This window comes from Kitasatospora sp. NPDC058048 (assembly GCF_042885555.1).
GTDB lineage: Bacteria > Actinomycetota > Actinomycetes > Streptomycetales > Streptomycetaceae > Kitasatospora > Kitasatospora lactacystinica.
Genome location: NZ_JBHVRT010000044.1, coordinates 68066 through 91012, shown reverse-complemented (window position 1 = coordinate 91012; position 22947 = coordinate 68066). Strand labels below are relative to the sequence as shown.

24 protein-coding genes and 5 pseudogenes are annotated in these 22947 nt (G+C 70.9%); 14 read left to right on the top strand and 15 right to left on the bottom strand.

The window, feature by feature from the left end; all coding sequences use genetic code 11:
* The 5 genes and pseudogenes from ACFVVA_RS34400 to ACFVVA_RS34380 all read right to left on the bottom strand — a co-directional run.
* Nucleotides 1-359: pseudogene (locus ACFVVA_RS34400) on the bottom strand (hypothetical protein); the annotation flags it as partial.
* Nucleotides 360-467: 108 nt separating this feature from the next.
* Nucleotides 468-593, bottom strand: a complete 126-nt coding sequence (locus ACFVVA_RS34395; protein ID WP_387694663.1) for a hypothetical protein — start codon at nt 591-593, stop codon at nt 468-470.
* Nucleotides 594-611: 18 nt separating this feature from the next.
* Nucleotides 612-914, bottom strand: coding sequence for a hypothetical protein (locus tag ACFVVA_RS34390; protein WP_387694667.1), 303 nt, complete (start codon nt 912-914; stop codon nt 612-614).
* A gap of 60 nt (nt 915-974) precedes the next feature.
* Nucleotides 975-1480: pseudogene (locus ACFVVA_RS34385) on the bottom strand (IS5 family transposase); the annotation flags it as partial.
* Nucleotides 1481-1520: 40 nt separating this feature from the next.
* Nucleotides 1521-1640: pseudogene (locus ACFVVA_RS34380) on the bottom strand (sugar O-acetyltransferase); the annotation flags it as partial.
* A gap of 678 nt (nt 1641-2318) precedes the next feature.
* Between ACFVVA_RS34380 and ACFVVA_RS34375 the strand changes: the two are divergent.
* Entirely contained in the window at nt 2319-2780 is a 462-nt protein-coding gene (locus ACFVVA_RS34375) for a spore-associated protein A (RefSeq protein ID WP_387694662.1), read from the top strand.
* A 323-nt stretch (nt 2781-3103) separates the two neighbouring features.
* On the opposite strand, the gene ACFVVA_RS34370 is transcribed toward ACFVVA_RS34375, so the two are convergent.
* Both ACFVVA_RS34370 and ACFVVA_RS34365 read right to left on the bottom strand, forming a co-directional pair.
* Nucleotides 3104-3280 (bottom strand): hypothetical protein, encoded by a 177-nt coding sequence (locus ACFVVA_RS34370; protein ID WP_359904696.1) that lies wholly within the window; start codon nt 3278-3280, stop codon nt 3104-3106.
* A 44-nt stretch (nt 3281-3324) separates the two neighbouring features.
* Nucleotides 3325-3816, bottom strand: a complete 492-nt coding sequence (locus ACFVVA_RS34365; RefSeq protein ID WP_387694661.1) for a GNAT family N-acetyltransferase — start codon at nt 3814-3816, stop codon at nt 3325-3327.
* Nucleotides 3817-3912: 96 nt separating this feature from the next.
* Here ACFVVA_RS34365 and ACFVVA_RS34360 point away from each other — a divergent pair, with 96 nt between their 5' ends.
* From ACFVVA_RS34360 to ACFVVA_RS34330, 7 genes are all read left to right on the top strand, one after another.
* Nucleotides 3913-4845 carry a LysR family transcriptional regulator gene (locus ACFVVA_RS34360; protein ID WP_387694660.1) on the top strand — a complete coding sequence of 311 codons (933 nt, stop codon included), beginning with the start codon at nt 3913-3915 and terminating at the stop codon, nt 4843-4845.
* A 192-nt stretch (nt 4846-5037) separates the two neighbouring features.
* Nucleotides 5038-5826 (top strand): ABC transporter ATP-binding protein, encoded by a 789-nt coding sequence (locus ACFVVA_RS34355; RefSeq protein ID WP_387694659.1) that lies wholly within the window; start codon nt 5038-5040, stop codon nt 5824-5826.
* 29 nt (nt 5827-5855) lie between these two features.
* Nucleotides 5856-6242: a hypothetical protein gene (locus ACFVVA_RS34350; protein ID WP_387694658.1), complete on the top strand. Its 387-nt coding sequence runs from the start codon at nt 5856-5858 to the stop codon at nt 6240-6242.
* Nucleotides 6239-8275 carry an FtsX-like permease family protein gene (locus tag ACFVVA_RS34345; RefSeq protein WP_387694657.1) on the top strand — a complete coding sequence of 679 codons (2037 nt, stop codon included), beginning with the start codon at nt 6239-6241 and terminating at the stop codon, nt 8273-8275. The genes ACFVVA_RS34350 and ACFVVA_RS34345 overlap by 4 nt, the downstream gene beginning before the upstream one ends.
* 163 nt (nt 8276-8438) lie before the next feature.
* Nucleotides 8439-8936, top strand: a complete 498-nt coding sequence (locus tag ACFVVA_RS34340; RefSeq protein ID WP_387694656.1) for a phosphoribosyltransferase — start codon at nt 8439-8441, stop codon at nt 8934-8936.
* A gap of 300 nt (nt 8937-9236) precedes the next feature.
* Nucleotides 9237-10139, top strand: coding sequence for a S41 family peptidase (locus tag ACFVVA_RS34335; RefSeq protein WP_387694655.1), 903 nt, complete (start codon nt 9237-9239; stop codon nt 10137-10139).
* A gap of 281 nt (nt 10140-10420) precedes the next feature.
* Nucleotides 10421-11263, top strand: a complete 843-nt coding sequence (locus ACFVVA_RS34330; protein WP_387694654.1) for a hypothetical protein — start codon at nt 10421-10423, stop codon at nt 11261-11263.
* Between the two features lie 161 nt (nt 11264-11424).
* Here the strand turns inward: ACFVVA_RS34330 and ACFVVA_RS34325 are convergent, their stop codons facing one another.
* The 5 genes from ACFVVA_RS34325 to ACFVVA_RS34305 form a co-directional block, all read right to left on the bottom strand.
* Nucleotides 11425-11649 (bottom strand): hypothetical protein, encoded by a 225-nt coding sequence (locus ACFVVA_RS34325; protein ID WP_387694653.1) that lies wholly within the window; start codon nt 11647-11649, stop codon nt 11425-11427.
* Nucleotides 11646-12446, bottom strand: coding sequence for a hypothetical protein (locus tag ACFVVA_RS34320; RefSeq protein ID WP_387694652.1), 801 nt, complete (start codon nt 12444-12446; stop codon nt 11646-11648). The genes ACFVVA_RS34325 and ACFVVA_RS34320 overlap by 4 nt, the downstream gene beginning before the upstream one ends.
* A 499-nt stretch (nt 12447-12945) precedes the next feature.
* Entirely contained in the window at nt 12946-14013 is a 1068-nt protein-coding gene (locus ACFVVA_RS34315; protein ID WP_387694651.1) for a protein kinase family protein, read from the bottom strand.
* 199 nt (nt 14014-14212) lie between these two features.
* A complete protein-coding gene (locus ACFVVA_RS34310) occupies nt 14213-14689 on the bottom strand; it encodes a hypothetical protein (protein WP_387694650.1) in 477 nt (158 codons plus the stop codon).
* Nucleotides 14690-14740: 51 nt separating this feature from the next.
* Nucleotides 14741-15421 carry a TetR/AcrR family transcriptional regulator gene (locus tag ACFVVA_RS34305; RefSeq protein ID WP_387694665.1) on the bottom strand — a complete coding sequence of 227 codons (681 nt, stop codon included), beginning with the start codon at nt 15419-15421 and terminating at the stop codon, nt 14741-14743.
* Nucleotides 15422-15521: 100 nt separating this feature from the next.
* Between ACFVVA_RS34305 and ACFVVA_RS34300 the strand changes: the two genes are divergently transcribed.
* Entirely contained in the window at nt 15522-16487 is a 966-nt protein-coding gene (locus ACFVVA_RS34300) for an NAD(P)-dependent alcohol dehydrogenase (protein WP_387694649.1), read from the top strand.
* Between the two features lie 37 nt (nt 16488-16524).
* Here the strand turns inward: ACFVVA_RS34300 and ACFVVA_RS34295 are convergent, their stop codons facing one another.
* Nucleotides 16525-16743: a hypothetical protein gene (locus ACFVVA_RS34295; protein WP_387694666.1), complete on the bottom strand. Its 219-nt coding sequence runs from the start codon at nt 16741-16743 to the stop codon at nt 16525-16527.
* Nucleotides 16744-16841: 98 nt separating this feature from the next.
* Nucleotides 16842-17159: pseudogene (locus ACFVVA_RS34290) on the bottom strand (TetR/AcrR family transcriptional regulator C-terminal domain-containing protein); the annotation flags it as partial.
* On the opposite strand from ACFVVA_RS34290, the gene ACFVVA_RS34285 reads away from it, so the two are divergent.
* From ACFVVA_RS34285 to ACFVVA_RS34265, 5 genes and pseudogenes are all read left to right on the top strand, one after another.
* On the top strand, nt 17122-18354 hold the full coding sequence (locus ACFVVA_RS34285; protein WP_387694648.1) for a HEAT repeat domain-containing protein: 1233 nt from the start codon (nt 17122-17124) through the stop codon (nt 18352-18354). The pseudogene ACFVVA_RS34290 and the gene ACFVVA_RS34285 overlap by 38 nt on opposite strands.
* A 297-nt stretch (nt 18355-18651) precedes the next feature.
* Nucleotides 18652-18981 (top strand): hypothetical protein, encoded by a 330-nt coding sequence (locus tag ACFVVA_RS34280; RefSeq protein WP_387694647.1) that lies wholly within the window; start codon nt 18652-18654, stop codon nt 18979-18981.
* A gap of 72 nt (nt 18982-19053) precedes the next feature.
* The gene (locus tag ACFVVA_RS34275) at nt 19054-19404 is read left to right on the top strand and encodes a hypothetical protein (protein ID WP_387694646.1); all 351 of its coding nucleotides are present in this window, start codon (nt 19054-19056) and stop codon (nt 19402-19404) included.
* A 168-nt stretch (nt 19405-19572) separates the two neighbouring features.
* Nucleotides 19573-21159 (top strand): carboxylesterase/lipase family protein, encoded by a 1587-nt coding sequence (locus ACFVVA_RS34270; protein WP_387694645.1) that lies wholly within the window; start codon nt 19573-19575, stop codon nt 21157-21159.
* Between the two features lie 144 nt (nt 21160-21303).
* A pseudogene (locus ACFVVA_RS34265) lies at nt 21304-22120 on the top strand (IS5 family transposase).
* A gap of 47 nt (nt 22121-22167) precedes the next feature.
* On the opposite strand, the gene ACFVVA_RS34260 reads toward ACFVVA_RS34265, so the two are convergent.
* Nucleotides 22168-22923 (bottom strand): hypothetical protein, encoded by a 756-nt coding sequence (locus ACFVVA_RS34260; RefSeq protein ID WP_387694644.1) that lies wholly within the window; start codon nt 22921-22923, stop codon nt 22168-22170.
* Nucleotides 22924-22947 lie beyond the last annotated feature (24 nt).

The following is a 22947-nucleotide window of genomic DNA, read 5'->3' as shown; positions in this document are numbered from 1 at the left end:
TCGGCGGGGCCGGGTTCTCCGGGATCGAAGGACGGATCGTCTCGGCGGACAAAGCTGGAACAGGTGTCCGCGATCTGCTCCAGCCAGATGCGGATGCCGAGCCCCGTGCCCGCCGGATCGAAGCGCGACTCCGTGGCTGCGAGCCACGCCGTGGAGAGCACTGCATCGGGCAACGAGGACCGCGTCGCACGGCGGACGTCCTCCGCCACCTCCTGTGCGTACGCCCGCCCTTCGACTTCGAGCAGGTTATCGACGAACGAGAGGATGCCGGCCGCGTCCCGGGGCGCGAGTTGGGACTGGAGGTACTTCGTCAGTCCGCTCAGCCCGAAGTCTTCGGTGAAATCGGCACGGGGCTTCATGCGGTGCATCCTTACTTCGGGTAAGCGCTGTTTACGACGAACTTCTGAGGATGGCGCCGAGCCTGCTCCTGCTACGACGGCACCCTCAGCATGTGCCAGACCCGGCCATCAGCGGGCGCCGATCACCAGCTGCTTGACCAGCCGGACCGTGTGGGGTGCGGACAGCCGGCCGCTCTCCGTCCCGACGGCGGCGCACATGGTGATCAGTAACTGGACGAACGTCACCGGGCGCACCGGCTCGTCGGCTTCCTCTCACACCAGGCGGGCCGCCCGGACACCGAGCTCTCGGTGAGCGGCTAGCAGCTCCAGCATCACGGACGTCCCCGGATCCGGCGTCGCGGTCGCGGCCTGGCGCAGCCGGGCGACGCCGGCGTGTTCGTCCAGCCGGCCGTAGACCGGGCGGCTGGAGAGCACCGCCAGGCAGAGCAGGGCCCCCTCCCACAGGGCGTCGGCGCCCCGCCGGTCCAGTTCGTCGAGAAGGGCCTGTATGGCGGCGGGATCGCCGGTGCGTACGGCGGTGTCGGCAGCCTGGTCGACGAGGTCCTCGACCGACAAGGCCCTGGGGTTGGAGGGGGACTCGTGGTCGGGTGATCGGTGCGCATGCCGAGACGGTGCCTGCCCGGGTGTCACGACGACGGCCAGAGGCCGACCTGGCCGTCCACGGCGTGATGGACTTTCGTGGTCAACCCTCCACGCGAGCGCCCGATCGCGTGCCCGGCCGGCTCGCAGTGGGCACCGGGACCGCGGGCGTGGTCCGCAGCACAGCACGAGTCAGGACGACGGGTGCTTGTAGCGTGCTGGTGGGCCCGGTTGATCGTGGAGTCCACCGCGACCCGCCAGTCGACCTGCCCGGCAGCGTCCGCAGCAGCGAGCAGCACGCCCAGGATTCGGTCCCAGGTCCCGTCGGAGGCCCACCTGCGGTGGCGGGCCCACACGGTCTTCCACGACCCGAACCTGCTGGGGAGGACTCGCCAGGGGATGCCGGTGCGGTATCGGTCGACGATCGCCTCCACGATCCTGCGGTGGTCGGCCCACGGCCTGCCGCGGCGACCATCGCTGGTGGGCAGCAGGGGCCGGATGCGGTCCCACTGCTGGTCGGTCAGTCGGGCGTGACGGGGCATCGGCATCGGACCGCAGACGTGCTGTTCTGCCCGGCCGGACTCAGTCGATCGTCTTGATCACCCGGGCGGGGACTCCAGCGACCAGGGTCCCGCCAGGAACATCATGGGTGACCACCGCGCCAGCAGCGACCACCGCGCCGGCACCAATGGTCACGCCCTGCTGACCGGGCGGCGATGCTCGGGCCATGTCGGTCCGAAGCAGGGAGAGGGAAGGCCCCCTGTCCGTTCGATTCGTCCGCCGTACGCGCACCGCGGTCGCCGTCGTCGTGTCGGCGCGGCCCTGCTGGCCGCACCGGCGACGGCCGACGCGCCGGTTGACGATTCGCAGGACAGGACCTGGTTGCCCTTCACCCGAACCACCTGATGCCCGCCATCACTGTTGCGCAGTTCGCTCCGCACTGCGACGAGACCGTGCCCCTGGTCGGCCGGGCCTCGGACGTTCCGTGGCGATCGGCCGCGACCACGCTCGTATCCGAACCGCGAATAGTGACCAGCAAGGCCGGGTTCGACTCGACGATGCCGGCACGGAGCCGGAACCGGCCGTACGGGAGGTGGGGCAAACCGCGCAAGTCGCGGAAGGCCCGGAAGGCGTGAGCACCACCAGCACCAGGAGATCCGCGCCCGCGCCGCACTCCGCGCTCCGGACCCCGCGCACCGCAGGGCCGGCCCCGGCCGTCGGCGGTGCCGTCGGCCGGGCGAGATGTGCCGAACTGAATTCCGATCCTCCGATTTCCCGGTATCGATTTCATGGTCACGGTCGAACGTGGCCGAATGTTCCTCTTCTGGAGCCTGGCGTGCCGCGCTAGCCTCACCGTAAGAAGTCGGAAAAGAGGGGGAAATGAACATCAAAAGGATGCGATCAATCCGAATCACCCGACCGGGGCGCCGAATGGCCACGGCCGCCGGCCTGCTGGCGATCTCCGCGGCCACCGTCGTGGCGGTCCCCGGCACTGCCAGCGCCGCCACCGTCGCCTACAACGGCGCATGTGGGAGCGGGTACAACGTCAAGAGCTGGTTCGGCATCCAGTCGCCGACCGAGGAGGTGACGGTCTACCTGACCTACTCGGCCGCCACCGGCAAGAATTGCGTCGTCGGGATAAAGGACAACCAGACCACGACGCGGTCCATCACGGTGTACATAGAACGTGATGACACCCCCGGTTCCCGGGTCACCGACTCCGGGAACTACACGAAGTACGCCGGGCCCGTCTACATATACGCGAAGGGCGCGTGTGTCACCTGGGGCGGCGTGTTCAACGACCTGGAAGTACTCCGGCGGCACACCAACTGCGGGGCCTGACCCCCGTTTTGCGAAGCCGCCCGCCGTCCCGGTGCGACGACCAGGACGGCGGGCGGCAGCGGCCGCGGCCGGGCGCGGTTGGGCCCCAGCGCCGGGGGTCGATCCTCAGGTCGCCCCGGGTCACCTCACAGATGTGGGCACTGGCGGGCGCTCGACGTAGGCGTCGAACAGCTTGCGTGCCTCGGCCTTCTCCGCGCCCCGGCCTCCACGATCCGGGTGCTCCGTGCTCCGTGCTCCGTGCTCCGTGCTCCGTGCGGCGGCCGGGGCAGGCGTCCGGGCCGCCGGGCCGCCGGGCCGCCGGGCCGCCCGCCCGCCGCCGCCCGTCAGTCGGCCAGCAGGAGCACCACCAGGATCGGCACGCCGAAGACCAGGAGGATCACCAGAAGGGTCCCCAGCGGCCCGCCGCCGTTGCCGCCGCCGCCGAAGGGCCCGTCGCCGCCGCCGACGACACTGCTGAGCCACGAGTCGTTGCCGTCACCACCGTGGTGACCACCGTCCATGCCGACCTCCTCCGTTCGCGTTCTCCGCCCGCACCGTCGGTGCCTCAGGCCAGTTCCATGAGGATGTCGGCGCGGGCGTAGTAGTCGGCCACCGGGAGGCGGTCGCGGGTGATCCTGACGAATCCGGCGTCCTCGTAGAGGTGGACGGCGGCGGCCAGTGTGCTGTTGGTGCCGAGGAACAGCCGGGCGCCGCCGAGCGCTTGGGCCCGGTCGATCGCCGCGGCCACGAGCCGGCGGCCGATGCCGCGTCCCCGCGCGGTGGGGGTCACGGCCATCTTCGCCAGCTCGAACACGGCGTCCGGGTAGGCCAGCAGTGCCACGCACCCCAGCACTGTGCCGCTTTCCGGCTCGCGGGCCAGGAGCACGTCGCCGCCCGGGCCCACGATGCGGCCGAACGGGTCCCCGAGTACGGCCCGGTCCTCCTCCTCCAGGGTGAACAGCCGCGAGATCCATTCCTCGTTCAGCGCGCGGAACGCGTCGGCGTCGCCCGGCGACGCGATCGAGGAGACCACGGTCGGGGCGGAGGCGTACGGCATGAGGGTTCCCTTCCCTGAACGACACCATGTCAGCCTCCGGCTCCGCCCACCCAGGTGTCCAATACACACATCGGCCGCCATCCATAGGCTGGAGATATGGATCAGCGAATCGAGCTCCGCCATCTGCGGTACTTCCTGGCGCTGGCCGAGGAACTGCACTTCGGCCGCGCCGCCCAGCGGCTGCACATCGCCCAGCCGGCCCTGTCCCAGCAGATCAGGCAGCTGGAGAAGATCGTCGGCGTCGAACTGTTCCGGCGGACCTCCCGGAGCGTCCGCCTCACGGACGCGGGAGCGACGTTCCGGCCGCGCGCCGGGAACCTGCTGGGCCGGCTGGCCGCCGACCTCGACGAGGCCGGCCGCGTCGGCCGCGGCGAGGCCGGGCGCCTGGACATCGCCTTCATCACCTCCGCCACCGCGATCGTCAGCGAACGCCTCCGCGCCTTCTCCCGCCGCCGCCCGGACGTCCAGGTCCGGCTGCACGACGGCTTCACCGTCGACGTCCTGACGGCCCTGGAACGCGGCACCGCCGACATCGGGATCGTCCGGGACGCCGAGGAACGCGACGACATCGACCTCGCGCTTCTGACGACGGAACGCCTCGTCGCGGTCGTCCCCACCGGCCACCCCGCCGCCGGGAACGGCCGGGTGAACGCGGCGGCGCTGGCCGCCGACCCCCTGATCCTCTTCCCGCGCTCGGCGGGGGCCCACGCCTTCGACGTGAACACCCAGCCGATCCGGGACACCGGCAACGACGTCCGGGTCGCCCAGGAGTGCTCCAACTGGCACACCATCATCATGCTCGTCGCCGCCGGCCTCGGCGTCACCATCGCCCCCCACAGCGTCACCACGCTGCTCCCCGCGGGCGCACGGCGCCTCGAACTCGACGGGCCGCCCGCCGTGAGCCGGGTCCTCCTGGCCACCCGCCGGGGAGACGACCGTCCCCTCGTGCGGGCCTTCACCGCGGTGTCCGAATCCGTGGTGGCGGGCCGGGGCGAACGGTCGAACGACGGTGCCGCGTCGGCGCGTTGAGCCGTCGGGCCCTTCGGTCGCCCTCTGCTCGGGGTCGGGGGTTCCTCGGGGGCTCCTCAGGGGCGAGATCAGGGGCAGTCCGGAGGCGTGGACACCGCGAACGGCCCTAGCGTCGGTGCGGCGGGTGACCGATGCCCCGACCGATGCCCCGATGGAAAAGGCGAGCGAGTGTTCCGGAACAAGGCTCTACCGGTGCGGGCTTCGAGCCCGGCCTTCGTCGGCGCGGGGCGGGCGGGCGACACCGTCCGCCTGACGGCCGTACACAAGACGTACGGCCGCGGCGACAACCGGGTGCGGGCGCTCGACGGGGTGGACGTCGGCTTCGAGGCGGGCACCTTCACCGCCATCATGGGCCCTTCGGGTTCGGGCAAGTCGACGCTGCTGCAGTGCGCGGCGGGCCTCGACCGGGTCGACGCGGGCCAGGTCCTGCTCGACGGCGCGCCGTTGCACGAGCTCTCCGAGCGCGCCCTGACCGAGCTGCGCCGCGAGCACATGGGCTTCATCTTCCAGTCCTTCAACCTGGTCCCGTCGCTGACGGCTCGTCAGAACATCGAGCTTCCCCTGCGGTTGGCCGGTCGGGAGATCGACCCGGTGGCGGTCGACCGGGGGCTGGCCGAGGTCGGCCTGGCCGAGCGCGGCGGGCACCGGCCCGCCGAGCTGTCGGGCGGTCAGCAGCAGCGGGTCGCCATCGCGCGTGCACTGGTGACCAGGCCCGAGGTGATCTTCGCGGACGAGCCGACCGGCGCCCTGGACTCGCGTACCGCGCGGGAGGTCCTGGCGCTGCTGCGCGGCGTCGTCGAGGAGCACGGGCAGACGGTCATCATGGTCACGCACGACCCGGTGACGACCTCGTACGCGCAGCGGGTGCTCTTCCTCGCCGACGGCAGGGTGACCGGCGAGCTGTTCGAGCCGACGGCCGAGACCGTGGCGCTGCGGATGGCGGCGCTGGAGCCCGGCGGGAGCGGGGCGAACCCGTGCTGAGGCTCGCCGTAGCCACCCTGCGTCACCGCTTGACGGTCTTCGTGGGCGCCTTCCTCGCCCTCGCGCTCGGCACGACGATGATCGGCACGATGACGCTGACCGTGGCGGCCACCTTCGGCACGCCGCACCCGGGGCCGCAGCGGTTCAAGGAAGCCCGGGTCGTGGTCGCGCCGCAGGGCTTCGAGGGGCGCGCGATGAAGGCCCCGGCGGTATTGCCGGCCGAGGTCGTGACGAAGGTGACCGCCTCGGGCAAGGCCACACCCGACCGCAGCTTCCCGGTACGGCTGAACCCCGGCTCCGGGGGGACGACCGGCCATCCCTGGTCCTCGGCCGCCTTCGCGGGCTACCACCTGCTGGCCGGGCGCGCGCCGCAGGCCCGGACGAGATCGTCGTCGGCGGCGGCGAGCAGGCGTTGATCGGGCGCCAGACCGAGGCCACCACCTCCGAGGGCGCCGACCGCTACCGGATGGTGGGGATCACCGACGCGCTCTGGTTCGAGAGCGCCGTCTTCTTCAGCGATGCCGAGGCCCAGCGCCTGTCGCCCGGCGTCAACGCCCTGGTCACCGACCAGAACGCGCAGCAGCTGTCCGCCCTCGTGGGCGGCCGGGCCGTGGTCCTCGGTGGCGACGACCTGAACCGGCTCGACGCCGACCCCACCGGCGGCGCCCAGTCGCTGGCCAACGCCCAGGCGATGGCGGGCAGTACGACCGGACTGGCGGTGTTCGTCGCGGTGTTCGTCGTCATCGCGACCTTCGCCTTCGCCACCGATCAGCGCCGCCGTGAACTGGCGCTGATGCGGCTGGTGGGCGCCGCGCCCCGGCAGGTGCGGCGCATGGTGCTCGGTGAGGCGCTGCTGATCGGCCTGGCGGCGGCGGCCGTCGGCTGCGCCCTCGCCCCGCTGTGCACCGTGCCGCTGCGCTCCTGGATGCTCGACCACGACGTGGCCCCGTCCTGGTTCACGATCCCCTTCAACCCCCTGTCGCTGCTGGTCTCCTTCGTCATCGGCGTGGCCGCGGCGCTGGCCGGCTCGGCCGCTACCCTGGTCCGGGTCTCGCTGATCCGGCCGATCGAGGTGCTGCGCGAGAGCGCGGTGGAGCGCCGCGGGATGACGCCGATCCGCTGGCTGCTCGGGATCGGGATGCTGATCGGCGCGGTCGCCTTCGGGATCGTCATCGCCCGGAGCGAACCGTACCTGGCGGCCGGCGCCCGCAAGTACGAGGCGGTTCCGGTCCTGTACGTCGGCGCGGTCACCCTGCTGGCGCCGATCCTGCTGCGGCCGGTCACCCGGGCGCTGATCGGCCCGCTGCGCGGCTCGGCCAAGGCCGGCCCGCTGCTGGTGCGCGAGAACATCCTCACCTCCCGGCGGCGTACGGCCGCCACGGTGGCGCCGGTCGTGGTGGCCGTCGGACTGGTCGCCACCCTGCTGACGGTGCAGAAGTCCGGTGACGCGGTGGTGCTCGCCCGCCAGCAGCAGGAGATCCACGCGGCCGGCGTGGTGGTGCCCGGCGGCCCGGGGATCGACGCGCGGACGCTGGAGAAGCTGGCGGCCGTGCCCGGGGTCCGGGCCACCCCGGTCACCTCGATGAACATCCGGATCGGCACCGCGAAGGGCGACCAGATCGACTCGCTGAGCACGAACGCCGTGCCCGCGTCCGCGCTGGGCACGACCGTCACGCCGCCCGTGCTCTCCGGCTCCCTCGCCTCGCTGCCCGAGAACTTCCTGGTCATCGACGAGCACGCGGCCCGGTCCGACGGTCTCTCGGTGGGGGACCAGGTGGTCACGCTGCTGCCGACCGGCGCGCGGGTGACGACCGTCGTCGCGGCGGTCGTCGCACGCGGCCTGAACGGCGACGACACCTACCTGTCCGCGTCGCTGACCGGCGCGGTGACGCCGAACCGGGCCTACCTCGACTCCCGGACGGGCCCGGGCCGGCCGCTCGACGAACAGCAGACGGCGGCGGTGAACCAGGCGCTGGCCGACTCCGGCGCGCACGTCATGACCCATGACGCCTACCTGGAGGCCCAGCGCGCACGCGCCGCCGAGCAGACGGACAACGCCGCAGTGATCATCCTGGGGATCGCGCTGGCCTACGCGCTGATCGCCGTCGCCAACACCCTGATCATGGCGATGGCCGGGCGGCGGCGGGAGTTCGCCCTGCTCGGGCTGGCCGGCGCGGTGCGCGGCCAGATCGCGAAGGTGGCCGTGGCCGAGTCGGCCGTGGCGGTGGTCGTCGGCACGCTGCTCGCGGCCGCGGCGACCGGGCTCGCCGCGGTGACCCAGCACGTTTCGCTGAGCGAACTCGTCACCTCGGCGCCGACGGTGATCCCGTGGACGCAGGTCCTGGGGACCGTCGCGCTCTGCGCCCTCGTCACCGTGATCACCGCGTGGGGAGCGGCCTTGCGTGCGACCCGCCAGCGGGCGATCGAGGCCGCAGGCATCCGGGAGTAGGGGATCCGGGAGTGGGGCGCCCGGGAGTGGGGCACGGCCCGTCCGGCCCGGTCCCGGCCCGCTTCCGGCCCGGAGTGTGCGACCGAGGTGTGAAACACCACACTTCCGCTCCTGAGCGTGCCGGTACTCGCCGCCCGGCCGACGGCCGAGGACACTGGTCGCCGTGACTGATGTGCGCGAGACCTTGGATTACCAGACCTTCGGGCAGGCGGTGCGCGAACTCGCGCAGACGATCGCCGACGACGGATACGAACCCGACCTCGTCCTGAGCATCGCCCGCGGCGGGGTGTTTGTAGCGGGCGGTCTGGCGTACGCGCTGGACTGCAAGAACATCCACCTGGTGAACGTCGAGTTCTACACGGGCGTGGGCACCACTCTCGAGATGCCCGTCATGTTGGCGCCCGTTCCCGCCGCGATCGACTTCACCGACAAGAAGGTCCTGATCACCGACGATGTCGCCGACACCGGCAAGACACTGCGGCTCGTGCACGACTTCTGCCTCGACCATGTCGCCGAGGTCCGGTCCGCCGTCATCTACGAGAAGTCGCACTCCCTGGTGAAGTGCGAGTACGTGTGGAAGAGGACCGACGACTGGATCGAGTTTCCGTGGTCGACGGAAGGACCGGTCGTCAGGCGCGCCGGCCAGGTGCTCGACGCCTGACCGGAGGTGGTACGCGCCGCAGGCCGGGACGCTGGCGGGGATCGGCCGGGAGCAACAGCGGATCCCGGGCGGCGGTCGGGGGCAGGGCTCCCGGCCGCCGCCGCGTCCCGGTTCGTGGGGTAGGAATAGGGGGCTGCACGAACCGGGAGAGGGGCGCGGATGAGGGTGGCGCGGATGAGGGCGGTGCGGATCACCGGGGTGGCGGCGGGCGCGTTGGCGCTGGTCGCGGGGTGCGCTTCAGGAGGTTCAGGAGGTTCAGGAGGTTCGGGGGATTCCGGGGATTCCGGGGGATCCGGAGGCATGTCGGCGCAGGCGCACGGCTACCTGTCGGAGGCGCTGGACCTGTTGCAGCGGGAGTCGTTGAACACCGCGACGGTGGACTGGCCGAAACTGCGGAACGAGGCGTTCGCGCGGGCGGCCGGGGCGCGGACGACGGCCGACACCCACGGGGCGGTCGGCGGCGCGGTGGCGGCGCTCGGGGACGGCCACAGCCGGTTCTACCCGCCCGGTGAGGCGGCGGCCGTGGATGCCGACCCCGCGACGGTCGACGCCCCGACGGTCGAACAACTTCCGGGCGGCATCGCCAGGTTGAACCTTCCGGCAGTGAACGGTTCGGAGCGCACCTACGCCGAGTACGTCGCCCGCGGCCGCGCCGCCGTCGCCGGGGCGACCGCCTGCGGCTGGGTGGTGGACCTCCGCCGGGAGAGCGGCGGCGGGATGTGGGCGCCGCTGGCAGTGGCGGCTCCGCTGCTCGGGGACGGTCCGGTGGGGGCCTTCGTCACGGCGGACGGCACCCGCAGCGTCTGGTCGGTGCGCGGGGGCGTGCCGTTCCTGGACGGGACTCCGCAGGCGGAGCCCTCCGGGGCCGGCGGGGACCCGGCGCGGGGCGTGCCCGTCGCCGTCCTCACCGGCCCGGGCACGGGCAGCGCGGGCGAGGCCGTCGCCATCGCGTTCATCGGCCGCCCGGACACCCGCAGTTTCGGTGCGCGCACCTACGGGGTGCCCACCGGCAACGCCGCGCACCGGTTGTCGGACGGCGCGGTCGTCCTGCTCACGGGCGCCGCCGAGGCGGATCGCACGGGCCGGATCCACGCGGGGCCGATCGAGCCGGACGAGGCCGTGGACACCCGCAAGGAGGGGGATCCGTCACTCACCGCCGCGACCGGCTGGCTCGGGCGGCAGGAGTCCTGCCGTCGCACCTAGGCCCTCTCTTTCGGATCACGCCAGGCGGTCGCCGCCGGAGCACGCACCTCGCCGGCTTGTCGTCGGTCGCCGATGCTCCGCATGGACTCCCTCCTCCGCACCGCCGATGCACGCACTCCAACGACGCCCACTGGTCCGACGTGATCCGAAAGAGAGGGCCTAGAACGACCGCCCCACGGGGGTACGGGCAGTCGGCGGAGGCGGCCGGCAAAGAAGTGGTCGCCCGAGGTGCGCAGGAAGTAGCTTGTCCCCGCCCCGCACGCCGCCCACAAGGAGTTCTCATGCTCGAAAACATCCAGGGCCTTTCTCCAGAGCGTGCCGCACGACTTGCCTGCCTGGTCGAGCAGTGCGAGCCGTTGCTGGAGCAGGACGAGGGCATGGAACACGTCCAGCGGCTACTGCGGGACCTCGGGGCCGGGCTCATGGACTCGATCGCCGTCACCCGGGAACTGCTGGGAGTCGGCCTCGGGGAAGCACAGGAGATCGTGCTGTCGAGTGCCGCGCGGACCATCGAGCTGCGGACGCGTCAGCAACTCGTGGACGTGGCGGAGCGAGCGAAGGACGTTGCCGACGGCCTCCTGCGGCTGTCCCGGACCCAAGGGGCCACCAGGATCGTCGCCATCGACGGCACCGGAGGATCCGGCAAGACGACGTTGGCTGCCGCGGTGGCCGGACACCTAGACGGCGCCGTCATCGTCCATGTCGACGACTTCTACCGTCCGATGCCCGACCGCGAGCGGGAGCTGCTCGACGCGGAGCAGGGCTATCACCGCTACTTCGACTGGGAACGCCTCCGGGCCCAGGTCCTGATCCCGCTGCGGCAGGACCGTGTCGCCCGCTATCAGGTCTACGACTGGACCACCGGACAACTCGGGGCCTGGCGTGAGATCGCTTCCGGAACCGTGGTGATCGTCGAAGGGGTCTACTCCGCCCGCCCGGAGCTGGCCCACTACTACCACTTCACCGCCTACGTCGACACCCCGCGAGGTCTCTGCCTGCAGCGGGTCCGAGCACGCGGCGAGAACCCCGAGGCGTGGATCAGGCGTTGGCGCGCCGCCGAGGACCACTACGTGCAGACCACATGGCCCCAGACCAGAGCCAAGCTTCTCGTCAGGGGCTACTGAGGCAGGAGGCGCGCAAGATCACCGACGCGACAGGAACTGCCGCGGCGGCGTCAACGCGCTGAAGCCGAAGCTTGGATCGGTGAGATCGAAGCTGCGGCGGGCCGAGGGCTGACGTCCCAGGCCCCTGGGCTGTCCTTCCTTCCCGGGGCCTGGGCACACCGTCAGCGGTCCCGGCCCCGGAGGGCTCGGACGCCGAGGTCGTAGGCCATGGAGCCGAGGGCCAGGACGATGAGCGGCCACACCAGCGGGGAATCGGGTGGCACGGTGCCGGACAGCAGGGCACCGCCGACCGAGCCGGTACCGGCCACGGCGGTGCAGGTCGGCGCGGCCGGCACGCGCACCAGCAGGCCGCGCTGCGTCTCGGGGGAAACCGGCCGTCGGCTCATCGCGTCACTGTCCCCGCGGCGAGGGCACGCTCGGTGTGACGGGTTCCGAGGCGCTTGAGCTTGCGACGCACCCGCTCGCCGAACTCAGCGGGCAGGCCGACCGCGAGGGCCGCCAGGGCCCAGGTCTCCTCGCCGGCGGCCCAGGCCCGGGTGGTGGCGACCTCGTCAGGGGCCAGGCCCCGAAGGACCGCGAGGAGCCGGCTGTCGGCCAGTTCCGCGCTCAGCGCCTCGGCCTCCGGGGTGCGGCGGTCGACCAGCAGGTCCGCGACGGTGAGGTCCGCACCGATGTGCTGGCCGAGGAGCATCAACCGCCGTCCCTGAGCCTTCCGTTCCCACAGCGGCAGGAAATTGCGGTGCTCCTCGCGAGAGCAGCGCCGCAACAGCGTGACGATCTCGGGGTCCTCGCTCCAGCCCCTGCCCAGTTCCTCCACCCAGTCCCCGAGCAGGGCCGCCTCCACGGCTGCGTGCCACCGATCCGGGTCGGACAGTCCCAGCCAGGTCCGGCTGAATTCATTCACCTTGCCGGTGTTGCCCCTGATGGCGGCGCCGCGGGCTGCGAGCGCGGCCACCAGGGCCTCTCGCTTCGGCGGCTCGCAGGCGAGCGCACCCGTATAGGCGGCGACCTTCAACAGCAAGCCGCCCAACAGCGCTGTCAGCCCGACATCCAGAGGGCTCCGGTCCTCAACGGCAGCTTCCCTTTGCAGAAGCCCGACAATCATGGCTCCCACGAGCCGATAAGGATCCACCTCCTCCTCCAGGAAGGGTCGTTCCCCGACCGTCCCGAGCGACACCTCCACCAACCGCCTCGGCCTCCGGGCAGCACAAACGGGGCTGAGGCCGGGAAGCGCGGAAGGCACGCCCGCCGCCTGTCCTCGAAGGCAGGCCCCGGGGGCGGTCAGCGGGTGGCAGCTAACGCCCTGAGTCGAGGGGATGATGGCCATGCGCGTCTCCAGGTCGGTGTCGAAACATCAAGCTCTTCTACCTACAAGCCCGAGCGGAGGCCGTTCCGGCAAAAAATCTTGAGGATCTCGATGTGATGTGCGACACGGACCTTGGGCACGCCGGAGGCCGACCACACCGGCGGCGACCGGTGACCGACCAGCCGAGCATCCGGTGACGCGCACGTCTCTTGCGAAGGACCCGGACCGCCCACGAAGAACGGTATGGATCGACTGACCTTCCCGACCGGGGCGGAGTGTCCAGGTGCTGGAGTCCCGGGGATGCCGTCGGCCTGTGGCTGCGGGCCCGCAGGTCGCCTCCCTGACAAGTCGCGGCCGGGGCCCGCTCCTTCGAATGTCAGCGCCATGTCTTACCGGCGTCTGCAACGCGGTTGAGCTCGGCACCGGGGTACGGCGTCTGCTTGCTTTCCGACAGCAGCCGGCGGTGGAAGCCGTCCAGGACGACGCTGGCCCTGGCATGCCGCTCGACGATCGCGGCGATCTCGGGCGGAACAGCCTCGGGCCTCCGACCCGCGATCCACTTCTGAAGGAACACGTCTGCTTCGGTACCGCCCCGGACGCGGTCGACGAGGTGGTGGATCAGATGGCTCGCAGTGCAGTCGCGGTCATACCCGAGGTGGTCCGAGAGGAACTGCTGCTCGGCTGCTGACAGCTCGAAACCCGAGCTCAGCGCCAGCCCGAAGTCCGCGAAGCAGATCAGCCGGCCGTCGGTCAGCAGGTTGTCGAAGTGGGCGTCGAAGTGCACGAGTCCGTGAGAGCTCATGAATGCCGTGCCCCGCGCCAAAGCATCCTCCATCCACGCGGGAGAGCTGCCGCCGGCCACCGCGGTCGCCCCGTGCTCGCGCAACAACGTGCTGAGTGTCTGCGGCATGTGTTCCAGGAACAGCACCAGGCTGCGGGAGGATCGGCCGATGGCTTCCAGGCGCTCGCGTACTGCCTGCGAGCCTTCCCAGTGGGCGACCGCTCCGTCGATGCCCCCGAACTCGTCCACGAAGCCCTCGGGAGGAGAGTCGGGCAGGACACGCCAGTGGTACATCAGGGGAAAGCCCTCGTACTCCTTCCCGAGGACCCAGTTGGTGGTCATGATGTGGACGGCCAGCTCTCGCCAGGCACCGAACCCGGCCGAGCCCACTCCGTACTGGTAGAACATCGGCAGCCCGAAGAGGTTCGCCGTGGACCGGACGTTCTCCGGCCGGGTCTCGACGTCCGTCAACGGCACTCTCTTGACGAAGACCCGCGTCCCGTCGATGTCCAGCTCCGCCGACCTGCCGCCGATACCGGATCCGACCGGAGGAGCGGACGCCACGATCTCGCCGAGACGCCGGTCACTCACAAGGGACAGGCGGGTAGCAACGGTCCCGTAGGCGGCCAGACGTGCGTCGTGCTGACGTTCGGAGTGGCGCATCCACGGCTCCTCTGTGCCCCTGAAGCAGGGCGTCGGTGATCGCTCAACAGGGTCGCCGCCATCCGGATCGGGTGAGGTGACACCGCTGTATCCGGTCACTCCACATGCCAGGGACGACGGTGTTCCCCAACGACAAATGCGGAGTCTCGACCCTGTCGTGGCCCCGAAGGGTCACGGCCGGCGGCGGGACGGTTGCCGTTCATTCCGCCGCCGCCACCACCGGCGCGAACGCGAAACGGAACCGTTCCACCCCACGGGGCAGGTCCGCGCTCATCCGATCGTCCGAATCAGCTGCACGTGCCCAGAACACGCTGAGCATGAAATCGCGCGGCTTTCCTGCGAGTTCGAACTCGAGCGCCACATCGGCAGGACCCGAGAAGAGGGTCCACACGTCGATGCGGCCCGTCCGCGACCTGTACGGAACCCTGGTGAGGAGGCTGAACCCCTCCGGGCGCACGGGATGGTCGGTCAGCTCAAGGGTCACCTCCGCATAGTGCTCCCGGATCGAACTGCAGACCTTGACCGCCCCGTCGGTCAGTGTGACTCCGGGAGTCCCGGCAGCCAGTGGCAGTTCCAGCCAGTTGCCGTCCTCGGCGAACTCGTCCTCCTCCCACAACCCGAACTGCGAACGTTCGACTGAGACAAGGCCTGCGGCCTCGGTCCGAAAACTCCGCATGTCGACGATCCTTGCACGACGGCCGTGCCCTGCGGCAGGTACCGCTTCGCGTCAGGCTCCGGAGGGCCGCTGCCCCCGGGAAGTGTCCGTTGCGATCGGGAGGCTGCGCAGTGTCAACGCGGCCGGTGGAGGCAGCGGTTCGTTGGCCGTGTCGGTGCGGAACGACTGGAGCAGATAGGCCACCAGGCGCCGGGAGGCCGCACCGTCATCCGGCAGGGCGGTCACCAGGCCGCAGTGTGCCAACAGGACCACGACGAGGTCGGAAGGGTGAAAGTCGGCCCGCAGCGCGCCCGACGCCTGTGCTCTGCGTACCAGGGTCGTGAAGTCCCGCTCGGCTTGGTGCCGGGACCGCGCGTGTTCCGACGTGCTTTCCGGGAACGCCGTGACGAACGCGGCCGGGAACCCGCGTTCCTCCCGTTGCAGAGCGCAGACCGTCTCGATCAGCTGCTGGAAGCCCTGCCAAGGGTCGGGGACGGCCAGTGCCTCGGTGAGAGCCCGCGCGCAGGTCTCCATCTGCTGTGCGAACGCGCCCCGCACCAGAGCGTCCCGGGTCGGGAAGTGCCGGTACAGCGTCGCCACGCCGACCCCGGCCCGACGGGCCACGGTCGCCATCGGGGCGTCGATCCCGTGCTCCGCGAAGACCGCACGGGCGGCGACGAGGACGCGCTCCCGGTTGCGCCGGGCGTCCGCCCGCACCCCGGCCCGGGCTGTGATCCGAGAGGATTCCGCCATCACTGTCTCTCGCTTCCGGTCCAAACGGACGATTGCGTCCACTTGAGAGCTTACGGTCGGTGCCAGATCCCGTACGGCTCCTTGCGGCAAAGGCGGAACGATGAACGACCGCATGATGAAGGCAGTGCTCTACGACCGCTACGGCGGCCCCGATGTGCTCTACGCGGGCCGCGTGCCACGCCCCGAGCCGGCCCGCGGTGAGGTCCTCGTGAAGGTGCGCGCGTTCAGCGTCAACGGCGGCGAACTGGCCGTCCGTTCCGGCCGGCTCCGCCTCCTGAGCGGCCGGAAGTTCCCCAAGCGCGTCGGCTTGGACTTCACCGGCGAGGTCGCCGCGCGGGGGGCCGGAGTCACCCGGTTCGCGGCCGGCGAGCGGGTATGGGGGGTCTTGGGCCGCACCTCCGGGTTCGGCAGCGCCGCCGAGTACGTGGCCGTGCCCGCCGAGCGGGTCGGCCGGCTCCCCGACGGCCTCGACCCGGTGGACGCCGCCGCGCTGCCGGTGGCCACCACGGCCATCACCGCGCTGCGGGACAAAGCCGGGCTGCGCCCCGGCGAGCGACTCCTCGTCCGGGGCGCGGCGGGCGGTGTCGGCAGCGCCGCCGTCCAGCTCGGACGGGCGTACGGCGCCGAGGTCACGGCCCTCGCCCGCGCGGCCAGCCTGGACTTCGTCCGCGGGCTCGGCGCGCACGAGGCCGTCGACCACCGGACCGTGCGGCCGGCGGAACTGGGCCGCTTCGACGTGGTCCTGGACACCGCGGGGACCGACCTGCGGGCCTTTCGGCGCCTACTGGATTCCGGTGGACGCATGGTCACCATCGCCTTCGACCCGAAACGGCCCGCTGCGACGTTCGGCTACCTCGCGGCCAGTACGGTCCACGGACACGGCCGGGTGCGCTTCTTCAGCGGCGACCCCAAGCGGGCGGACTTCGACGACCTCGCCCGCCATGTGGTCGAGGGCAAGCTGAGCCCCGCGGTGGACACGGTCTTCTCCCTGGAGGAGACGGCGGCGGCGCACCGGGCGCTGGAGGCGGGCGGCGTCCGGGGCAAGTACGTGGTCAGGGTCGCGTAGGACCCTGTTGTCCTGTCCCGGCGAGGTGCCGCCGGTCTCACTGGAGATCGACGACCGCGCTGCTCGTCCCGCCGAGGTTCGACCGGTCGCCCGCGGCGGCGATGAGGGCCGCCAGGCCGTCGAGGTGGCGGTCGAGGCCGAAGACGAACAGGGATTCGGCGGACAGGCCCAGGCCGGGGTCGGTGCGGGCGGTGGTGAACGCCGGGAAGGTGCCGTCCGACAGCAGTGCGGCCATCCGGGCCTCCTGGACCTGCATCCACTGATCGCGGTGACACCGCTGGTGTGACCCGCCTCCTGCTCCGCCGCGAGGTCGACCGCGCAGCCGCGGACGATTCCGAAGAGCGAGACCGCCGCGTGCATGCGGGTGTCGGCGTCGAGGCCGAGGCCCTCCAGCGCCGCCAGGGCCCATTCGATGTGGCGCATGCCGTTCGGTGCGAGCAGCGGCCGGGCGAGGTTCATCGTGGCCGCCAGCCAGGGGTGCTCCTGGTAGAGCCGCCACTGGGCCCGGGCCGAGAGGTCCAGGCGGGACCGCCAGTGCGGCGGGGCCGGGGTCGGCAGCGGCGCTTGCGCGTAGGCCGCGTCGACCATCAGCGCGAGGAGCTGGTCCCGGTTCTGCACGTGCCGGTACAGGGACATGGCCGAGGTGCCGAGTTCGGCGGCCAGCCGCCGCATGGTGAGCGCGGCCACCCCTTCCGCGTCGGCGATGCTCGCCGCCCAACTCCGCAGCCCCGACGCGGCCACCCGCTACGACGCCATCGCGATGACCCGGGACCTGATCAGCTCCTGGCGCGGCGACCACACCGGCCTCGTCCTCCTGCTCGCCGACTGCCTGCTCCCCGACGACCCGTACACCACCGCCGAAGCGGCCGACACCCTCGGCAAGCTCCCCGCCGCCCTCGCCGAATCCCCCCGCGAAGCCCTCGCCGCCCTCGTGGAAGCGCACCGAACCACCCACGGCCCGAACGTCTGGGCCGCACGGCACCCGCTGCTGCGCCGGGCCCACCAGCAGGCGGTCACGACGCTGGCCGGCCTCGGCGACGAGCGGGCCCTGCCCGGCCTGCTGACGGCGCTCGACACCGGCACCGACGACTGGCGTGCCGTGCAGGTCGCCGGCTGCCTCCCGCAGGCCGCCGGGGAACTGCTGCCGAGGCTGATCCCGCGCCTGGCCGACGCGGACTTCTCCTGGCCCTGGGGATCCGCCGCCGCGCTGATGGCCGCCCTCAACCGGCTCGGCGACCCGGCGGCCGTACCAGCGCTCACCACGGCCCTCACCATCGCCGTCGAGCAGGAGCAGTGGCAGGCCGCGGGCGTGGCCCTCCACGCGCTGGGCTCCAGCGGCACCGGCGCCGCCTCCGCGCTGGAGACGGTCCGGCCGCTCGCCGACGCCGAGGACCCGGACCTGCGCTTCGCAGCAGTGAAGGCCCTGTGGGACATCGAGAGCGACCCCGCCGATGCCGTGCCGCGGCTGACCGCCCTGCTCGACACCGGCAAGCACCACGACGCCGCCGACGTCCTCGGCCGGATCGGAGGGCCGGCCGCCGCAGCACTGCCCCGCCTGCGGCAGATGCTCGAAGCCGGCCACGCCTGGACGCGGGTGCACGCCGCCGCAGCGATCCACGACATCGGCGGCCCGGCCGAGGCCGAGACCGTCCTGCCCGTTCTGCTGGAGGCATGGGAGGAGAACGACTCGACCGCCGACCGCGTCATGGCCTGCCTCCAGCGGATGGGGCCCGCCGCCGCACCCGCCCGTCCACGGATCGGCGCCGAACTCGCCCTCGCCCGCCGAAGCGGAGATTTCTTCTCAAGCGTCGAGGACGACGAGGAACTGCAGCGCGCCGCCCGGGCCGTCATCGACCGGACGGCCTGACGGCGACACCGCAACCACCGGTGCGCCGGGCGGTGACACCGCAGACGCGGCGCCGGCCCACGGGCGCCGCGATGACGGTGCGCCGAGCCGGCGGCCACTGGCCGATCGCGTGGCCGCCGATCGAGGCTCGCGGGGCCCATCGGCTGTCCGGACTCGCGCCTACCAGTGCTTGATTCCCGTGATGTGCAGGCCCTCCGCGGGGTCGTCCTTGCGTTCGACGCAGCCCCGGGTTCACGACCTTCCTGGGACTCGTCGAAGGGAAATCGGCGGGAGATGCATCCTCGATCCACTGGTGCGATGGTGGAACTGTGGGTGTTGTGGCGGTTTAATTTCACGACGCCTGGCTGGAAGGGTGTGATGTCAGTGCCTGCCGAGTACGAGCTGACCGATGCTCAGAAAAAGGCTCGCGATGAAGTCCTCGATGAGCTGGACAAGGTCGAGGCGCGTCTTCGGGAGGTGCAGGCGAAGGCTCGCCGGCAACTGCCGGAGAAAAACGATGGCGATAGCGGGAGTAACCGCTGCTTCAGATGCGATTGCCCCACCTTCGAGATTTCCAGCTCCGGGCCCTCTGCCGTGTGCTCCCGCTCCAGCTGTGGCCATGGTTTTAACGACCATGACTTCTTCTAGGGGGATGCGCAGGAGGGCACCTGGGGGGTGGCGGCCATTCCGGACGCAATTCACTTCAATTCAATCTTCAACTTGACCACCGGTGAACGTCATGTGCGGGTGACGATGGATGGCGCGGTGGTCTTCGACGGCAACATGATCGACGAGGGCGAGACTCGGGCGATCGACTTCACCAAAGCGATGGAAACGCCCGCTCATGTTCAGTTGGGAATCGTCACCGGTGACGGCGCCTTCCATGCCTGTCGATACTTCGATGTGAGTTGCTCGAACGGCGCTGGGCCATGCCCGTTCGAGATGGTTGTCCCGCTTCAGGCCGATCTTTTTCCTGGCTGCCCGGCCCAGTTCGACGCCGTGACCACTACCGGTCTCCCACCGTTCGGTGGTGGAGCATTCGAACTCTCGTTCAGGTCGGCGTTGCTCTAAGGCGATGTCTCACGTGGCGGTCCCGACTGCCGTGATCGGTCAGGACGAACGGGGTGCCTGTGGCGGATCACATGGTCGTGGCAAGAGGCCTCGGACCGACACATAGGTCGGCGACTATCTCCAAAACGTCGTCGCGTGGACGCCCGTCAGTCAGCAAGACTGCGTGCAATGAATGAGCAACCATGCGATGTTGAAGCCGTGTACCGGGTGTACCGGACGGCAAGCGGTTCTGTACGGGGTCGCTACATTGGTGACGGCATCACGGCCGTGCTTGGCATCCCGTACGCGGCTGCCCCCTTCGGCGTCCGCCGGTTCCGGGAGCCGCAGTCGGTACCGGCCTGGACCGGGATTCGGGACTGCACGGACTTCGGACCGATCGCACCCCAGTCGGCGGAGCTGCCCGGATCCCCGGTCTGGCGTCCTGGAGATGAGGACGTTCTCACCCTCAACGTGTGGGTCCCTGAGGGTCCGGGCAGCAATGCGCGACCGGTGTTCTTCTGGATCCACGGCGGCGCCAACACCTTCGGCTCCTCCGCCCAGCCCGACTTCGACGGTACGGCCCTGGCCCGCGCGGGTTTGGTCGTGGTCAGCTGCAACTTCCGGGTGGGCTTCGAGGGCTTCGGCCATGTGCCCGGATTCCCTGACAACCGCGGACTGCTGGACCAGATTGCCGGCCTGCGCTGGGTCAGGCAGAACATCGCAGCCTTCGGCGGCGACCCCGGGAACGTCACCGTGGCCGGGCACTCCTCCGGAGGGAGCTCAGCGGCCTGCCTGATGGGCATGAAACAGACACGCGGGCTGTTCCACCGCGTCATCGCCCACAGCGTGCCCAACGTCTTCTACACGGTCGAGCTCGCAGCAGCGGTCACTGAGCAGATCGCGGCTCAGGCCGGGGTGGCCCCGACGACGGAGGGGCTGCTGTCCCTGTCGCCCGAGGCGCTGGTGGCCGCCTCTGACAAGGCTGCCGCGCTGTGCATGGCGGAGCCGATCACCGAAGTTCACGCCTTTGCCCCCGTGATCTTCCAACCCGTTGTCGACGGCGAGGTGCTGCCCCAGAACCCGCTCCAGGCGTTTGCCGCCGGCGCGGCACGAGAGGTGGACCTGCTGGCGTGCCACGCACTGGAGGAGCACTGGTTCCTCCATGCAGTGGGAGCCATCCGTGAGGTCACGACCGAGGCTGAACTGGCGGATTTCGCCGAGGCACTGCAACTCCCACCTCATCTATTCGACGGCTACCGTGCGTTGATGCCCGACGCCCCGCCGCTTGACCGGTACCTCGCGGTCTTCGGCGACGCGCAGTTCGGCGAGTACACCACCCGCCTCGCCGAGCACCACGTGCGCGCCGGCGGCCGTGCCTACCTGGCCCGCTTCGCCCGCAAACTCGGGAAGGCCAGGCCCTGGCACACCGCGGACATCCCCTTCGCGTTCGGAAACCTGGACGCCCCCGGCGCCCACTTCCTCATCGGCGGCATCCCCGACAACCACGACCGCGCCCTGTCCGACCGCATGCTCCAATCCTGGGCCGACTTCGCAACCACCGGTCACCCGGGCTGGCCGCCCGTCACCACCGCCGCGACGCCGGTCAAGTACTGGATGGTCCCCGTCGACCACCTGGCCGCCGACGACACGTGCCTCGTCCGTGCCCTGTGGAAGGACATCCGGTTCAACGTGCTGCACCCCAGCCGGGCGACGACCGAGCCTCTATCACAGGCGGATTCCGGCTGCGCCGGCAGCCCACAAGATCCAAGCTCGTGACAGCCTCGCCCGCCTTACCGCGCGCTCGTCAGCGTTCAACGGGCGCGGTTCGACGGAAAGAGGAGCCACGGACCCATTGTCGGGTAGAGGCGGCGGGTAGCCCGACGGTCGCGCGGCCGCCCGAGAGCGGCATCATGATCGTTCATGGGTGGGGATCTGTCACAGCGGCTCGTACCGGATGATCTATGGGCATTGGTCAAGCCAGTGCTGCCGTCGTTCCACCCGCGCCCACAGGGCGGTGGCACGGCCCCATTGACCAGCGTGCGGTGTTCACGGCGGTCGTGTACGCGCTGACCAGCGGGTGCGCGTGGCGGCATCTGCCTCCGACGTTCGGAGTGTCGCCGGCGACGGCTCACCGAAGGTTCTCCGCCTGGACCGCATCCGGACTGTGGCGCCGCCTGCACCGCGTGATCCTGGACGAGATCGGAGCGCGTGGCAGACTCGACCGGAGCTCCGTGATCGTCGATGCCGTCTCAGTACGCGCCAAAAAGGGGGTCCGCTGACGGGGCCGAACCCGGTCGACCGAGGCAAGGCGGGCAGCAAACTGCATGTTCTCACCGACGCCCAGGGACTGCCCGTGGTCGTCGGGGTGTCCGCCGCAAACGTCAACGACGTCCAGGCGCTTCGCCCGCTCGTTCTCGGGATCCCGGCCGTTCGCTCACGCCGCGGCCCCCGTCGTCGACACCCCGACAAGATCCGCGCTGACAAGGCGTACCACTCCGCAGCCAACCTGGCATGGCTACGCGACCGGTGCATCACTCCACGGATCGCCAGGCCAGGCGTGGACTCCTCCGAACGCCTCGGAAGGCACCGGTGGAAGATTAGGAGGTCGATCTCCTGGCTCTTCGGATACCGTCGGCTCACGGTTCGTTACGAACGGAAGGGCAGCCACTTCCTCGCCCTCCTCGGTCTTGCCGCAGTCATGACCTGCTACAAGAAGCTCTCCAAGATCGCCACGTGAGACACCCTCCAAGGTCATCCGGATCATCAGCATGTTGTCGCGCTGCGTCACCGTCGGCGCCGCTGCCACCAGCGCCGGGGCGCAGCCGGGGCGAGGCCGCCGACTGCGGTCCGGATCCGGTCAAAGGTGGCGATCTCGTTCGCGCCCTCGCCGGGCAGGGCAAGGCCGACGCACACCAGCTGAAACCGGTCGTCACCGAGCGAGCGGCCGATGAACACCGGCCCCCCGGCGCATCCCTCCGGCAGCGGAGCGCCCCAGCGGATGATTCCGTCCGCGTCCCGCGCAATCGCGCCGACGATGACGGCCTGCAGCCGCTCGCCTTGTTCCGCACCGACGTCATGGCCCAGGAGGTAGGCCGGTATCGAACTGTCCCCGATCGCTGCGATGTCCTGCCCGGAGGCTGCCAGGCCCTCGGTGATCTCGTCGGTGGTCCACCGCCAGCCCTTGCGCTCGGCGTGGGCGTCAAGCCCGCCTGTCGGCATCACCGCCACCGCGAGACCGTCGAGGCGGGTCCAGCCGGCGGCGAAGTCGGTCATGACGAGCTGCTCTGCGCGCATCGCCGGCTCGCAGAGTTCGGCGCGCAGCGTCCACTGCGCGAGGTCGTACCGCGTGAGTGCTTCGGCGGTCACCAGGTACTGCCTGACGGTGTCCCCTCCAGGTGTGCTTTCGATCAGGTGGTTGTACCAGAACGCCGTCCCGCGGTTCCGGTCGACGTTCGCCTCCTGGAAGGGCAGAGTGGCGCGGCCGGCACTCTCCATGATGGCGTTCACGATGTCGTTCTGGGGGGCGAAGGTCTCGGACACGGGGCCAGACACTACCGCCGGTCA